General features: G+C 43.1%; 17 protein-coding genes. 15 read left to right on the top strand and 2 right to left on the bottom strand.

Annotated elements, in window-relative coordinates; genetic code table 11:
- Positions 1–20 precede the first annotated feature (20 nt).
- From EL268_RS29355 to EL268_RS29310, 11 genes are all read left to right on the top strand, one after another.
- Positions 21–302, top strand: a complete 282-nt coding sequence (locus tag EL268_RS29355; RefSeq protein WP_106654707.1) for a hypothetical protein — start codon at positions 21–23, stop codon at positions 300–302.
- Positions 299–544, top strand: coding sequence for a hypothetical protein (locus EL268_RS29350; protein ID WP_106654706.1), 246 nt, complete (start codon positions 299–301; stop codon positions 542–544). Before EL268_RS29355 ends, EL268_RS29350 begins: the two co-directional genes overlap by 4 nt.
- Positions 541–1,308: a conserved phage C-terminal domain-containing protein gene (locus EL268_RS29345; RefSeq protein ID WP_126435498.1), complete on the top strand. Its 768-nt coding sequence runs from the start codon at positions 541–543 to the stop codon at positions 1,306–1,308. The genes EL268_RS29350 and EL268_RS29345 overlap by 4 nt, the downstream gene beginning before the upstream one ends.
- Before the next feature lie 109 nt (positions 1,309–1,417).
- The gene (locus EL268_RS29340) at positions 1,418–2,068 is read left to right on the top strand and encodes an ATP-binding protein (protein WP_232030162.1); all 651 of its coding nucleotides are present in this window, start codon (positions 1,418–1,420) and stop codon (positions 2,066–2,068) included.
- On the top strand, positions 2,061–3,440 hold the full coding sequence (gene dnaB / locus EL268_RS29335; RefSeq protein WP_106656634.1) for a replicative DNA helicase: 1,380 nt from the start codon (positions 2,061–2,063) through the stop codon (positions 3,438–3,440). Before EL268_RS29340 ends, dnaB begins: the two co-directional genes overlap by 8 nt.
- 121 nt (positions 3,441–3,561) lie before the next feature.
- On the top strand, positions 3,562–4,203 hold the full coding sequence (locus EL268_RS29330) for a hypothetical protein (RefSeq protein ID WP_126435494.1): 642 nt from the start codon (positions 3,562–3,564) through the stop codon (positions 4,201–4,203).
- Positions 4,200–4,904 (top strand): ORF6C domain-containing protein, encoded by a 705-nt coding sequence (locus EL268_RS29325; RefSeq protein ID WP_106656632.1) that lies wholly within the window; start codon positions 4,200–4,202, stop codon positions 4,902–4,904. Before EL268_RS29330 ends, EL268_RS29325 begins: the two co-directional genes overlap by 4 nt.
- Positions 4,905–4,963: 59 nt before the next feature.
- Entirely contained in the window at positions 4,964–5,098 is a 135-nt protein-coding gene (locus tag EL268_RS33790) for a hypothetical protein (RefSeq protein WP_269149379.1), read from the top strand.
- 294 nt (positions 5,099–5,392) lie between these two features.
- A complete protein-coding gene (locus EL268_RS29320) occupies positions 5,393–6,016 on the top strand; it encodes a hypothetical protein (RefSeq protein WP_106656631.1) in 624 nt (207 codons plus the stop codon).
- Positions 6,017–6,263: 247 nt separating this feature from the next.
- On the top strand, positions 6,264–7,352 hold the full coding sequence (locus tag EL268_RS29315; protein WP_232030153.1) for a hypothetical protein: 1,089 nt from the start codon (positions 6,264–6,266) through the stop codon (positions 7,350–7,352).
- A gap of 99 nt (positions 7,353–7,451) precedes the next feature.
- Complete coding sequence (locus tag EL268_RS29310; protein WP_232030151.1) at positions 7,452–7,937, top strand: hypothetical protein; 486 nt, start codon at positions 7,452–7,454, stop codon at positions 7,935–7,937.
- Between the two features lie 402 nt (positions 7,938–8,339).
- Here the strand turns inward: EL268_RS29310 and EL268_RS29305 are convergent, their stop codons facing one another.
- Complete coding sequence (locus EL268_RS29305) at positions 8,340–9,068, bottom strand: hypothetical protein (protein WP_106656629.1); 729 nt, start codon at positions 9,066–9,068, stop codon at positions 8,340–8,342.
- A 362-nt stretch (positions 9,069–9,430) separates the two neighbouring features.
- Here EL268_RS29305 and EL268_RS29300 point away from each other — a divergent pair, with 362 nt between their 5' ends.
- A complete protein-coding gene (locus EL268_RS29300; RefSeq protein WP_106656628.1) occupies positions 9,431–9,997 on the top strand; it encodes a hypothetical protein in 567 nt (188 codons plus the stop codon).
- Between the two features lie 134 nt (positions 9,998–10,131).
- On the opposite strand, the gene EL268_RS29295 is transcribed toward EL268_RS29300, so the two are convergent.
- Positions 10,132–10,572 carry a hypothetical protein gene (locus tag EL268_RS29295; RefSeq protein WP_106656627.1) on the bottom strand — a complete coding sequence of 147 codons (441 nt, stop codon included), beginning with the start codon at positions 10,570–10,572 and terminating at the stop codon, positions 10,132–10,134.
- Between the two features lie 82 nt (positions 10,573–10,654).
- Between EL268_RS29295 and EL268_RS29290 the strand changes: the two genes are divergently transcribed.
- From EL268_RS29290 to EL268_RS29280, 3 genes are all read left to right on the top strand, one after another.
- Positions 10,655–11,149: a hypothetical protein gene (locus tag EL268_RS29290; RefSeq protein ID WP_106656626.1), complete on the top strand. Its 495-nt coding sequence runs from the start codon at positions 10,655–10,657 to the stop codon at positions 11,147–11,149.
- 219 nt (positions 11,150–11,368) lie between these two features.
- Entirely contained in the window at positions 11,369–12,586 is a 1,218-nt protein-coding gene (locus EL268_RS29285; RefSeq protein ID WP_106656625.1) for a site-specific DNA-methyltransferase, read from the top strand.
- A gap of 132 nt (positions 12,587–12,718) precedes the next feature.
- Positions 12,719–12,988: a hypothetical protein gene (locus EL268_RS29280; RefSeq protein WP_106656624.1), complete on the top strand. Its 270-nt coding sequence runs from the start codon at positions 12,719–12,721 to the stop codon at positions 12,986–12,988.
- Positions 12,989–13,218: the final 230 nt, after the last annotated feature.

The raw sequence follows: 13,218 nt of genomic DNA, 5'->3' as shown, positions 1-13,218 counted from the left end.
AGGAAAAGGAGTGGAGCTTTATGCATAATCCGAGCAATGTGTCGGTTGACGCCATTAAGCTACTCGGCTTGATGGATGAAGTGTGCGAAAAGCTGGGTTTGAGGTTGCGGGACTACACCACTCCAGAAGATTTGTTCGAAGCCGTGTTTAGTAGAACATCCATTAAGATTCTCACAAAGCTGGATGAGAAGATGGGTAACGAATACTTGCAGGACGATTTGCTTGGTATCATGCATCGAGCAGTACGCGCACGTATCAGGAAGGTATCTCCAGAAACTGTAGAAAGCGGGCGATCTGCATGAGTAAGACAACAGCACTTAGCCTATCTGAACGATATGCAGACATCTGTCGTAGAGCTGCAGACGGTGATCCATCTGCACGCGCGATCAAAATAATTACCGAGGCTGTTATAGAAGACAAAATTCACATCGATCAATTACGGATGATTAGCGATGTAAACAAGAAAGACGGTCCAATAGCAGCATATGAACTGTTCTTAAAGTTTTATCAACAACCGCAACAAGAGGGGGCCACCGCGATTTGAGCATTTTCAGGGTAAGGAAGAACGACAATTTCGTTGTAATGGACAAAACAGCCTTGCATGATGATCGTTTGAGTTGGAAGGCAAAAGGCATTATCGCCTATATGCTGTCGCTTCCCGATGACTGGACATTCTTTGTAGAGGAATTGGCTACTCACGCATCTGACGGTGAGGACAGTCTAAGAACGGGATTAAAGGAATTGAGGCGGTTGGGTTATCTGCACCGCTTCCCTGTAAAAGAAAACGGCAAGATCGTCAAATGGGAGACACATGTTTTTGAAACACCACAAGAGGAGTTGCCAGAAGAGATAAAACCACAACAGGAAAAACCAGATGTGGAAAAACCAGATGTGGAGTTTCCAGATGTGGAAAATCCGACACTACTAAGTATTAATAATACTAAGTATTTATCTTTACTAAGTAATAAAGATAATGTCCCTTTTGCTGAAATCATTGAATACCTAAACCAAAAAGCAGGGACAAGCTATCGAGCGACCAGTAAAAAAACAAAGCAGCTTATTACTGCTCGATGGAACGAAGGATTCCGACTAGATGACTTTATGCGAGTTATTGATAACAAGACTACTGAATGGCTGAACAATCCAGAATGGTCTAAATACCTCCGACCGGAGACGTTATTTTCACCAAAGTTTGAAGGGTATCTGAATCAAAAGGCTTTTGGCAAAGGAGGCGGAGCAAGTGGAACCAATTCGGCAGCCCTTACACCAAGTCGTGAAGAATTGTATCGAAAAGCAGGGATCAAGTGAGCGGAACTGCCCCCATTGCGGAAAGGTTTTAAAACCAATAGAGCTATTTTCCGAGGTAATCGGAAAGTTTCAGGTAACTCCAGTATGCAAGTGTGAAGCGGAGCGGGAAATGGCCGACATCAAACGTTTTGAGAGAGCCAAGCGCAACGGAGAAATACACGAATATAGCGATGATGACCAAATGGTTATAGGGGCTACTTTAACGGAATATAAGACGGAACCTGGAACCATCCGTGGCTTTCAGGTGATCCAGGACTTTACTCGCGGCATCGAGGAGTGGGGAGCCAAAGGAATATACCTATTTGGAGAAAACGGACTCGGAAAGAGCCATCTACTGTCGGCGGCGACGAAAGAATTGCGAAATCATGGTATCAGTGTCGTGTATACGACAGCCAAACTCTTGATTGCTCATACTCGCAAACCGATCGGCAAATGGGATTACCTAAACGCTTACAGAGCTGCAGATGTTTTGATCATCGACGAGCTGGGCGCAGAGATTCCGGCGGATTGGGAAATGGGGGAATTGTTCACAGTGTTAAACGGTAGACAGAACAGAAGCCCCATACTGTACGGTTCAAACTTTACGGTCAAGGAGCTGGAGGCAAGGTTTAACGAACGCCAAAAAGGATGGGGTACCCGCTTGATGGAGCGCATTATTGAATCCAGCGTTTTGGAAGAGTTGACCGGAGACAGTCGCCGATTTGACTTGCATATCGAAAACACGGAGCAGCTAAACAGGAGATTGATGAAACATGATTGATATTCAGGAGATGCCCCACAGCGAAGAAGCAGAGAAAGCGATACTCGGGGCGATCTTCTGTAAGCCCCCTGCTATTGCAAAAGTCATCGATGAGCTAACAGCTATGGATTTCTACCGGACACGACATCAAGTCCTATATCAAGGCATGGCTGACTTGTACGAGAAAGGCGATCCGATTGACCTAGTAACGATAACAAGTCATTTACAAGAAAAGAAGGCGCTCGATAACGTGGGGGGCGTCCCGTACATTACGGAATTGGTCAGCTATACACCGACAGCGGAGAACATCGACTACTATGCAGGGATCGTTTTACACAAGGCTCGGCGCAGAAAGCTTATTGAAATCAACTACCAAGCGTACAAGGACAGCCTCAACAATGAAAATGTCGATGAAGTGCTTGCTCAGTCAGAAAAACTGGCTGCCGAGATTCGGGAACGTGGTAAAAAGCGGTCTGTAAGACCAATCAGGGAAGTTGCGCTGGAGGCATACGAAGAGATTGACAGAACGTTTCAGCAGCGTGGAAGGACGGTTGGGGTTCCGTCTGGATATCCTGATTTGGACAAAATGACAAGCGGATTTCATAAGCAAGATTTGATCATTCTGGCGGCTCGACCATCCATCGGAAAAACAGCTCTGGCGCTAAATATCGCACAGAACGCCTCGAAGAGTATAAGTGAACCAATCATGATCTTCTCATTAGAAATGAGTGCTGGGAAACTTGTGACGCGAATGGTGTGTGCGGAAGGCAATATTGACGCCTCGAAGCTACGAAGCGGTTGGCTGGAAGGGGATGACTGGATTCGTTTGACGCACGCCTTGGGCATCGTCTCCAAGACGAACATCTATATAGACGATACACCCGAGATCGCTCTTGGAGAGCTACGGTCAAAATGCCGGAGTATGAAGCAACAGGAAGGGCTTGGCTTGGTCATCATTGACTACCTAACGAAGATAAGAATGGACAAGCCAGGGCGAAGCAGGGAGCAGGAAGTGTCTGAGATCGCCCGGACACTCAAAAGCATGGCACGGGAGTTAGATACCCCTGTGATTGCTCTTTCTCAGCTCAGTCGCGGCGTAGAGCAACGGCAGGACAAACGGCCGATGATGAGCGACTTACGTGAATCGGGACAAATTGAACAAGAAGCTGACTTGATCGCTTTTCTCTATCGTGATGATTACTACGATAGAGCAACGGAAAATAAGAACATCTTGGAGGTCATCATTGCGAAACAACGGAATGGACCTATTGGAACGGTGGAGCTGGCATTCCTCAAGGAGTTCAATAAGTTCGTGAGTCTCGATCATCGTTTTGGCAAGCAACAAACAATTGACGATGAAACAGAGGAGCGGGAAACGCAGTGGCGGCAATGAAAAAGATGTTTTGAAATGAGTTACCTATATTGAATGTCTGGTTGTAAAATTCTCGAGTTTTAGGCGAATTGGTTGTAATGATCTTTGTCAATATCCACTCAAATTATTCCTGGGAGGGACCTTGATGCAAGTAGGGCATAGGCCAGATAAGAAAAACACGGAAAAACTCGATATTTATCACAAGTCGTTGTTTTCAGCATTACCGGTAGCATTACACGAGGAAAAGGCTCTTGATCGTGCCATCTTTTATGGTGTGAGATATCTTGGACGCTTAGGAAGCGTGTCGGTCGATAACTTGGAAAGTCGATTTCAACTGTCATACCTGATTATGGAGCTTATCGCCCTCGTCACTCCGAGAAGATTTGCGAGTATCTTTCCAATTACAAAGGAATATGACGGTAACCGCTGGGGTACTAAAGACTATTTTTACACAGTAGAAAAAATTGCAGAGCTTGGATGGGACAAGCCGATTGGCGAGACAACTGAAACGGTATTTGACTTTCTGTGGGACTACCATAATTGGGATGTAACTTTTTTCCTTTGCGAATACATGGGCCTGATGAGCGATATGAGGCGAGCACAAGGACAGCCGGGAATCATGGAGCAATGGGCTGCTGAAAACGGAATCCAAACATATACGCTCCATACCACGCCCAAAGGCGAGCAATACCTCATGGATAGCAAGGGAAGGTCAAAACCTATTCGAGAAAGACGGCCGAGGCATTTGAAACTGGTGGTTCCGAAAAGGAGGAAGGGGAAGTGAGTAACTTACAGGTGCTTGACTATCGGGGTCAAAGGGTATTGACCACAGCTCAGTTGGCAGAATCATATGGAACAACATCAGACAAAATTAGCTACAACTTCAACTACAACGAAAGGCGGTATCAAAACGGGAAACACTTTTTTCTATTGGCTGGAGAAGAATTGAAGACATTCAAGGAAGCGAATCGTGAATTTCAAGGTTCGATCAACAAGCTCTACCTCTGGACTGAAAAAGGTGCATGGCTGCACGCGAAATCACTGAACACAGATGAAGCATGGGAAGCCTACGAAATGCTTGTGGACGACTACTATCGCGTTATCGAGAAGCCTAGCGCATATGCTAGATTGAGTCCCGAAGTAAAAGCGATCTTCTTTCTGGATCAGAAGCAACAAGAGATCGAAAGTCGCGTTGAGAGGCTAGAAGAAAGCAAGACAATTGACTACGGTCAGCAGCTCTTGCTTCAAAATGCAGCCAGACAGCAAGCAGTACAGGTCCTTGGAGGCAAAGATGGACAAGCTTACCAAGACAGCAGCTTGCGCGGAAAAGTATTCTCGTCAATTTGGCGGGATTTCAAGGGATACTTCAACGTTGACTCATACCGAAATACTCGGGTACTTGATTTGGAAAAGGCGAAGGAATACATCAACGATTGGCGACCAGAGGGAAAACTCCTTCGAGAAATTGAAGATGCCAATAGATAGTTGGCATTTTCGTAGGGGAGGAAGATACCATGAAATGTGCATTTTGAGATGAAGAGATCGTGGCGGACAAGCCTGAGTGGATATTGGTAAGCAAAAAGCCATCTGTAGATCATTTTTGTACCTTGGGATGCTTGTCAGGCCATGAAGATGAAATGGCAATCGAAGCAGAAGAGAAACACGGATTGATTAATTAAATTGATTACATGTATCCAGCGGCGCGGATCGAAAGTGCCTGGATACACAAGAGAAATTGTGATGAGGTGAATGTGATGAAAGCTACCAGCACATTGAGCTTTATAAAGGAGCAAGGAGCAAGCTAAAGAAGTGTTCATTCAGTATTTGCGGTCAAAAGGCTACGAAGTAGATAATGTTTATTTCAGAATCGATGACACAGGTCATGAAACTATGGGATTTTACAAAGATTTTGTCAGGGTTGAATGTGTAGTGAGCTAGGACATTTAAAACCAAGAAAAGGGTAGGCGGTGTAGGTGAACGATAAGCTGATCGAACGTGTTTGCGAAAAATGTCCCGCTACTCAATGGGGCAAGAAATCGATCTGTAGTGTCCATAACCTTCACGTTGGTAAAATCGAGACCTGCCCGGAGTGGGACAAAACAGACATCGACCAACATGACTTACATGATGATGGACACCTTTCGTATAAGAATTTGGAACCCGCGATGGAATGGATACAACGAACAGAGGACGAGATTAGAGATTATTCATTCAGCTTGCGTGAGATCGATCGTATTAAAGGGTATTTAAAGAGTGCTGGAGAGGGGACGGTCGGAGCGTATGGGATCGAAGCCTCTCTCCCTAGAGGGAAAGGCGTAACCAGTGACAAAACGAATCGAGAGGTTATGAAGCGGGAGCGGCGATGGAAACGTCTGAAAAAGCTGGAGGAAAGCATACAGCGGGTTGATCGGGCAGCAGAGACAATTACCAGCGATAAAGAAAGGGCGGTTTTGGAATGTATTATGGACGGCGTTCGAATGAATATGATAGCTCGTCATGTTGGTGTATCCCGCACACGTTTAAATGAGATCAAGCGGGAACTTATTAAGAAAATGGCTCGGGCCATGTATGGGGAGGATCGGCACAATGCGTGCTGATCTTTTCTTTTAAGGGGAACACCAACATTAGAGAATGTCGTGTGGAATAGGTAAAAAGCTATATATTTCGTTAAGGATTCGAGGGGTAATAGTTCTGTAAATTGTCACAATTAAAAACTCAATCTTAGTTATTTGAATAGTAAAATTATTCCATGTACAACATATAATTTCTTACATAATAGTAAATTTTAGGTCATAGCGGAAAGGAGAAATAAAGTCAAATCCCATTCGAAAGGAAGTAAGTTTAATGAATATCAAAAGAATAATATCGTCTTTATTGCTATGCTTACTGTTGGTTATGGGTTACACCAACACACTGTCAGCTAAGGAAGAAGGCACAACCGTTTTAGAGGAAATCAAATCTGGTGAAATTGGCGAGCATCCTGATGTCGAAGATTTCATTAGAGACCAAGGATTTGGCCATTTATTGAAGTATGATGGTGCGGAATTGAAAAGTGGTAGTGAGAAATATGAGCTTTTGTCTGAGGAGTTAAATCTCGAAGAACTGGAAAAACCAGAAGCGTTACGAGACATTGACATTAGTGAATCAAAATTGGAAGAGATAGCAAGTGAATTAGGTTTGGAAAAACCTAAACCACAAAAGGTTAAAATTGAAGAAACTATACTGGTCAAACGTAATAAAGACACTATGGCGGTTGCTAACGTCTGGTATCTATACTACTCAGTAAATGATTATGCGTTTTTCATTGACGTAATTAACGTCGGCAGCGATAAGCTTGATTCGGTGGTCGCTGATATAAGAAAATATAATAAAAAAGGTAAAGAGTGGGTAGTTGATGCTAATACTTCTCTGAGAGCGCTCCAAGTAGGAAACGGGAATGTCTTTCAATGGAAGATGGACAGAAATGCGGTATCTGACTATTTTGAATATGATATAGTTGTACTAGAGGATGGAACAGTTTGGAATTATGACAACAAAAGTGGTAAAACTCAATTTCAATGGCAAAGATATTATTTCGATGTTGGTACTTATAAACGTATGCAACCATTAGGTGGAGAAAGACATCACATTGTCTCGGATAAAGCACTGACAGAAGCAGGATTTAATGACACCGACATGTTTCCTGCGATTAGAATGATGAAGCAAGACCACGAATATACTCCCAACTGGGGAAATCGTACTACATCTAAAGAGTGGCGCGCGAAAGAGATAGAGTATTTGATGGCAAATGACTATAAAGGCTTAATGAGACTTGAAGTTGACGGCTTAAGAGCAGCAGAAGATCCAGAAGGTAAATTTCCCAATTTGGCACAAAAGTACAACGACTACCTAGTTGCAGGTGCTGTCTTGGTGTACGAATATTTTGGAGTTTAACTAGATTGATATTTATTCATTGGAGCATTACTCTAATTTCCTTCGTATTTATAAAAAGGAAAGAGGAGAAATGCTCCGATTTATAATTTTGGAGGGTATATGATGGGAAAATTAATTATAGAAGAAGGGCGTTCAGTCGGTACACTTAGACTTGGAATGACCAAAGAGGAGTTAGTACAATGTGTACGAACATATCAAGAAAAATGTGTGCGTCCTTGCGATTTTTTTCATACATTATTTCAGTACGAGTATGATTTAGAAGGAAAAGCTACTCATATACACATCACAAATACATTAAAAGAATACTACACTTGCCTCTTTAAAGATATTGATGTGTTTAGTACAAAAGCGAGTGAGCTTGTAGAGATACTTGATAAGATTTCACCATATACTCGCGATAACGATGCGTTGCTTGGCTTCTCCTATACCTTTCCTGAATTGGGGTTGTCTTTTTGGAGAGATCATGTCCTTAACGATGAAGATTTAGACTCAGAGAGCTTTAAAGAAATGGAACCTGAAATACAGGAAGATGAGATGAGGCACTTATATTTTGAGACAGCTACTATCTTTTCAATATCCAAGTGATTCGTTTGACGCTAGTATTAGCTCTTATGACTCTCATTTAAATTGATAGGAATTGTGCCAAGACTTATATCCGTCTTTACATATGTCTTGGCCGTACTCCAACAAGAATTTATCTTATTGAATCCAGTAATCCTTAATGAACAGGATACTGGCTTTTTTGTACCATAAGTTCCTTAGAGTTTATTTGTTAATAAAATGTTGGAGGAACCCATTTACCGGACATTTTGAACAAAAAAGACATTTTGAACACTTTGCACGAAATTCCCATGCTTCGATCAATTGTTTTACAATGGAGTCAACGCACGATGAATAAGCCGCTCGGATAAAGAACCGGGCGGCTCTTATATATTTCGGGAGTTAAATCTGCCCACGAATATTTTAGTGAGGAGATATTCCTAACGATCATAATTCAAAGGAATTGATTAAGTCTTTCATTTTTTTAAGCTCAGATACAACCTTTTCATACCTTTCTTGTAGCATAGTATTTTGATTTCTTAGATTCTCATTCTCTTCCTGTAAGGTTTTGAAGGAAGTGATAAAGCTATTGATGGAATCTAGGAAACCGGCTTCGTTAGTATGTAAAGGTCTTTCACCTCCTTCACTTTGCTTTTCGTGAGATGCATTTTGGAAAGTCTCAGCGGTCTCAGGGGTTTCTGGGGTAGCTGCTTGGTACTCGGATTGATTCTTTAGAGCTTCGTCGTATTGTACCTTATATTCTTCGATTTTCATGAGTGCATACCACTTAGTTTTAATGGTACTCTCCTTAAGTTTTACAATTTTTGAAACGGATCGTAAGGCCTCTCCAATTGCCTGACCTTTTAAAATTTCTGTGCAAACTAATGAAACGAGATAACGATTTTCATCACTTACTTTTCTCATAGATCTGTTTTTACTTCCTTTCTGTAAAGCTTTTTCATAGAGTGCTCGATAGTAATTTCTCAAGTGTTCTTGCCACACGTATTGACACATTTGAGCAGTTGGTTTTTTTAGCACTGCTTTAGCAATTTCAAATGCTTTTTTTAATGCATCAAGTTCTGTCTCACCTTCACCTTTACTGACACAATTCAGGACAATTTTGGATAATTTAAGTTTTTCTTGTGGAGTGAATTCACTGATGATAACTCGACCCATAAATATTCCTTCCTAGCATTATCTATACATTAATTAATTTCATTCAGTGCTTAAGGAAAATCAACTTGTAAATTATGGGGGCGATTACTCTGCTGGAATATACCGGACAGGGGATTATGCGAGGCATACGGCTCCGGCCTCTCGCCCCTTGTCCTGTATCTCTCATATTCGAACACACTGATCCTGTCTCTAGTGTGCAGATTTATCTGCTGGACCACCTCCCTTAGCCTGTGACCGCAGCAGGTAAGGATTGGCTTGCGGCGGAGTTCCCCCTGCCGAAATAAGTGGGGGATTCTACCGGACCGAAACTTTCAATTTCTACTCACGTCTAAATTAATAGAAAATTGTGGGAGGAATTAAGGTTGGGCAAACAAAAGGAACATCGACGAAAATGCCTGTGTGGCTCAGGTGCGTTTTTTGATGAATGTTGCGATATGGCAATAGAAGGAGAAACCCCTGAAGAAGTAAAACGATTGGTAAGACGGTGTGTGAGAAAGGCATTTGAAGATTGTCACATAAATAGGGGAGAATATTGTATCTACGTATCAAATGTCACAAAAGAACTCCTTGATTTGCATGGAATAAGAAGTTATGTGGTTGCGGGATCGAGCAAATGGGTTGGATATCCAATTTCTTATCAATGGAAACCGAAAGCCGACATTCCTGAATTTCATGTTTGGCTAATAACCCAGTTTGGAGAACTTGTTGATCTTGCATGCGACGATATACATAATCGATCCGATTTTGCTTTTACCCAGACGGCTAGAATGAGGATACCTTCACCTTCAGCCAAATGGGATAAAAATTTGGTTGATTGTGAGTACATTCCGAAAGAGCTTGGAGCAAAATCTTTTGCAATTGACAGGAATGCATTAAACAGGCTTCTTCAAAAAGCCTTCGAATATCATAAAAGATATACAGAAAAGTAATTTAGCACCCATGCGGTGCTTTTTCTTTTAAAATCATTAATTCCATAATATGATTGTGAATACACAACAAAGACCTCTGCTGAAGCAAGGAGGAAAAAAGCCACCGAAGAGAGTAATCTTCAGTGGCTTTCACTTTATTCTTTGATTCTGTCAAGTTGTTGTTTTAATGCAAAACGTGACATTTCTTCAATAATAACATTACGAACAGAAACCAGTTCAAGACTTTCGCTCACGCTGTAGAATTCAATGCCAATCCCACGCTTAGTTGTTTCTTTGAGAGCAGATAGAAGTTCAGTTCTCTGAACAGCATTCAGCCTAATGTAACCTACTATTGCATCTTTTTCTGTTCCGTCTACAGGTTGAATACTAATGGTGAGAGTATCATGTTCTTCAAGGTAAAATGGTGTGACACCTGTTTGTCCTGATTGTTTTATTCTGCTTACTTTTTCGTTAGTTTCTTTCACAACGATCCCGATTTTCCCAGCTTCGCTCAGCAAAAACGTTTTTGCTTCACCTAGTGACAGATTTCTCGCTATTTCAGTTACCTGATCTAAACTCATATAAGCATCTATCATATATCTTCCTCCTCGAATAATAGGTATAAATACCATATTTCGACAAATTAGAGCATATTCCTTTGGAGGTGGGTGAAATGTAGTGCGGCAGTATGTTGATTCAACAACAGGAGAAATATACTACACCGAGGAAGTACTGCGCCGGTCGGACGAGATTGTAAAAGTATTTCGTCCAGTTGGTCGCAGCTCAAAATTCGTAAAGATCAAAGCCAGCCAAAAGGCAAAGCGACGGCTCAGAAAGCTGTCACTCGCTGAGGCTGGCTTTTTATTGAAGATCGCAACTTATGCCAGCGAGGGAACTAACCTCCTTCAAGGCGACAATGAGCGAGGGCAAAAGGGGACGCCACTTACCGTCAAAGACCTTGCCCACATCGCAGACTGTTCCTATCCAACAGCACGCAAGATCGTGAAGACATTTATCGAGCTGCAAATTATGCGTCGAACTGACTTGGAAGGACGGTCAGCATTAGCTATCAACCCCCTGTATTCTCTCAACGGGAAGACAGCAGAAGCGTGGCTCCTGCACCTATTCAGCCAGGAGATCACAGAGGCAGGAGAAGACCCTAATTTGGACTAGGGGGTCGCCAGAAGCCAACAGGCAACCAAAGCATAAGGCTCTAAGCTTCAACCCCATTTTTTGCGGTGAAACAAAACATATAATTTTCCGCTTGAATAGTAGTTGTTTGATTACACCTACAAAACACGGCACCAGCCCAACAGTATCAAGGCATCCAGCAATTTTAAAGCTGGCAATATTCTTTATTCTTACTTTATCGCCACGAAGGAGCTGAACAGTATGGATATACGTAAAATATCAGTCTCTAAAATTAACCCAGCCCCTTATAATCCGCGGGTTGATTTGCAACCCGGCGACCCCGAATACGAGAAGCTGAAACGATCCATTCAAGAGTTTGGATACGTCGAGCCAGTAATCTGGAATGAGGTCACCGGAAATATTGTTGGTGGGCATCAGCGGTACAAAATTATGGTGAACGAGCAGGGACGGATTGAGATCGAGGTCGTTGTCGTCCAATTGGAGCCAGAAATGGAAAAGGCGCTTAATATCGCACTGAACAAAATTGGTGGCGATTGGGAGCTTCCCAAGTTGCGCGATTTGTTGACTGACCTGCAGGTGCTAGACTTTGATCTTTCTCTTACTGGCTTTGATGCGGCTGACTTGGACGAATTGTTCCAAAGTGAGCCGTTTTCTTTTGAGCCAGAGAACATCGAAGTGGAAGAGGATGATTTCGATGTTGAGCATGAGTTGTCAAAAATCGAAGAACCGGTCACAAAGCACGGAGACATTTGGATTCTCGGACGACATCGGTTGATGTGTGGCGACTCTACCAATTTGGCAGAAGTGGAAATGCTCATGAACGGGCTGCGAGCTGATATGGTCTTCACAGATCCGCCGTACAACGTGGATTACACCGGTAAAACGAAGGATGCCCTCAAGATTGAGAACGACAAGATGACAGACAGCCAGTTCAAGGAATTTCTGGTGTCCGTCTATCAAAACCTCTTTCGCGTATCCGAAGAGGGAGCGCCCATCTATGTATGTTATGCCGCTACGGAGGGCGCAAATTTTAAATCAGCTATGAAAGAATCAGGATGGCTTTTAAAACAATGTCTCGTTTGGGTAAAAAATAGTTTCTCTATCGGCCGACAGGATTACCATTGGCGACACGAACCCATTCTCTACGGATGGAAGTCGGGGGCTGCACATCGATGGTACGGCGACCGTAAGCAGGACACGGTCTGGGAAATCGATAAACCAGCACGTAATGCAGAGCATCCCACGATGAAGCCAATTGCTCTAGTAGCTCGAGCTTTACAGAACAGCAGCAAGCGTGGGGACATCGCGGTCGACTTCTTTGGCGGTTCTGGGTCCACACTTGTTGCGGCTGAGCAAACCGAGCGGGTCGCCTACCTCATGGAGATTGACCCCAAATATTGTGATGTGATCGTAAAACGATGGGAACAACTCACTGGTGAAATAGCTGTGAAGGCATAAGAAAAGGAGAGTGCAGAAACACTCTCCCACTCAAGCCGGGTCACCCCAGCAGAGATAGTGGAACACCGTGGCCACGGATTCTTCAAGCCACTATCTCATTTTCCATCTTAAAGGAAAGCTGTGGTGGCATCAATGAAAAAGCAAACAGAAGAACTGCTGACCGACTTTGTTGATACGAACCAGAAATATAGAAAGGTGATTCATGCGGTCATTGCCCAATGGGTGAAGGATTTCCAGAGCGGCAAGATCGTTGTGAGCTCTGTGCGCGATCTACAATGGCTCATGAAGATGGAGCAAGAGTTGCAAAAATCTATAGCGGCGGATACCAAGCAAATAAAAGACAAGCAAGGCCGTAGCCCAGGGGGGGAGCACCAAATGACTATATATGACACCAAGCGTTGATTTGAATTGTGTTAAAACCATACGCAATTCAGATAGCTTGGGTCCTTCCAGCCTTCCTGATACCATGCGGGTCGAGCGAGCCCCGAAATCCAGCTAGACTCAAAATTTTAAAGTCACTTCCTATTCACTGATCGTTGCTACTACTGAAAAAATCGCTTCATCTACTGTCCCGAATTGCCTTGGGTCAAGAAGAGGAAGCGATTTGTTTTTTACTTCCGAAAGAAAGGAGA

The organism is Brevibacillus brevis (genome assembly GCF_900637055.1).
GTDB classification, from domain to species: Bacteria; Bacillota; Bacilli; order Brevibacillales; family Brevibacillaceae; genus Brevibacillus; species Brevibacillus brevis.
This window is presented reverse-complemented; position numbering and strand designations above follow the sequence as displayed.

What these genes read in the sequence shown, in the direction of transcription:
- EL268_RS29280 (WP_106656624.1), top strand. Translation starts at nt 12,719, where the DNA reads ATGAAAAAGCAAACAGAAGAACTGCTGACCGACTTTGTTGATACGAAC.
- EL268_RS29350 (WP_106654706.1), top strand. Translation starts at nt 299, where the DNA reads ATGAGTAAGACAACAGCACTTAGCCTATCTGAACGATATGCAGACATC.
- EL268_RS29295 (WP_106656627.1), bottom strand. Translation starts at nt 10,572, where the DNA reads ATGATAGATGCTTATATGAGTTTAGATCAGGTAACTGAAATAGCGAGA.
- EL268_RS29355 (WP_106654707.1), top strand. Translation starts at nt 21, where the DNA reads ATGCATAATCCGAGCAATGTGTCGGTTGACGCCATTAAGCTACTCGGC.
- EL268_RS29315 (WP_232030153.1), top strand. Translation starts at nt 6,264, where the DNA reads ATGAATATCAAAAGAATAATATCGTCTTTATTGCTATGCTTACTGTTG.
- EL268_RS29310 (WP_232030151.1), top strand. Translation starts at nt 7,452, where the DNA reads ATGATGGGAAAATTAATTATAGAAGAAGGGCGTTCAGTCGGTACACTT.
- dnaB (WP_106656634.1), top strand. Translation starts at nt 2,061, where the DNA reads ATGATTGATATTCAGGAGATGCCCCACAGCGAAGAAGCAGAGAAAGCG.
- EL268_RS29305 (WP_106656629.1), bottom strand. Translation starts at nt 9,068, where the DNA reads ATGGGTCGAGTTATCATCAGTGAATTCACTCCACAAGAAAAACTTAAA.
- EL268_RS29340 (WP_232030162.1), top strand. Translation starts at nt 1,418, where the DNA reads ATGGCCGACATCAAACGTTTTGAGAGAGCCAAGCGCAACGGAGAAATA.
- EL268_RS29285 (WP_106656625.1), top strand. Translation starts at nt 11,369, where the DNA reads ATGGATATACGTAAAATATCAGTCTCTAAAATTAACCCAGCCCCTTAT.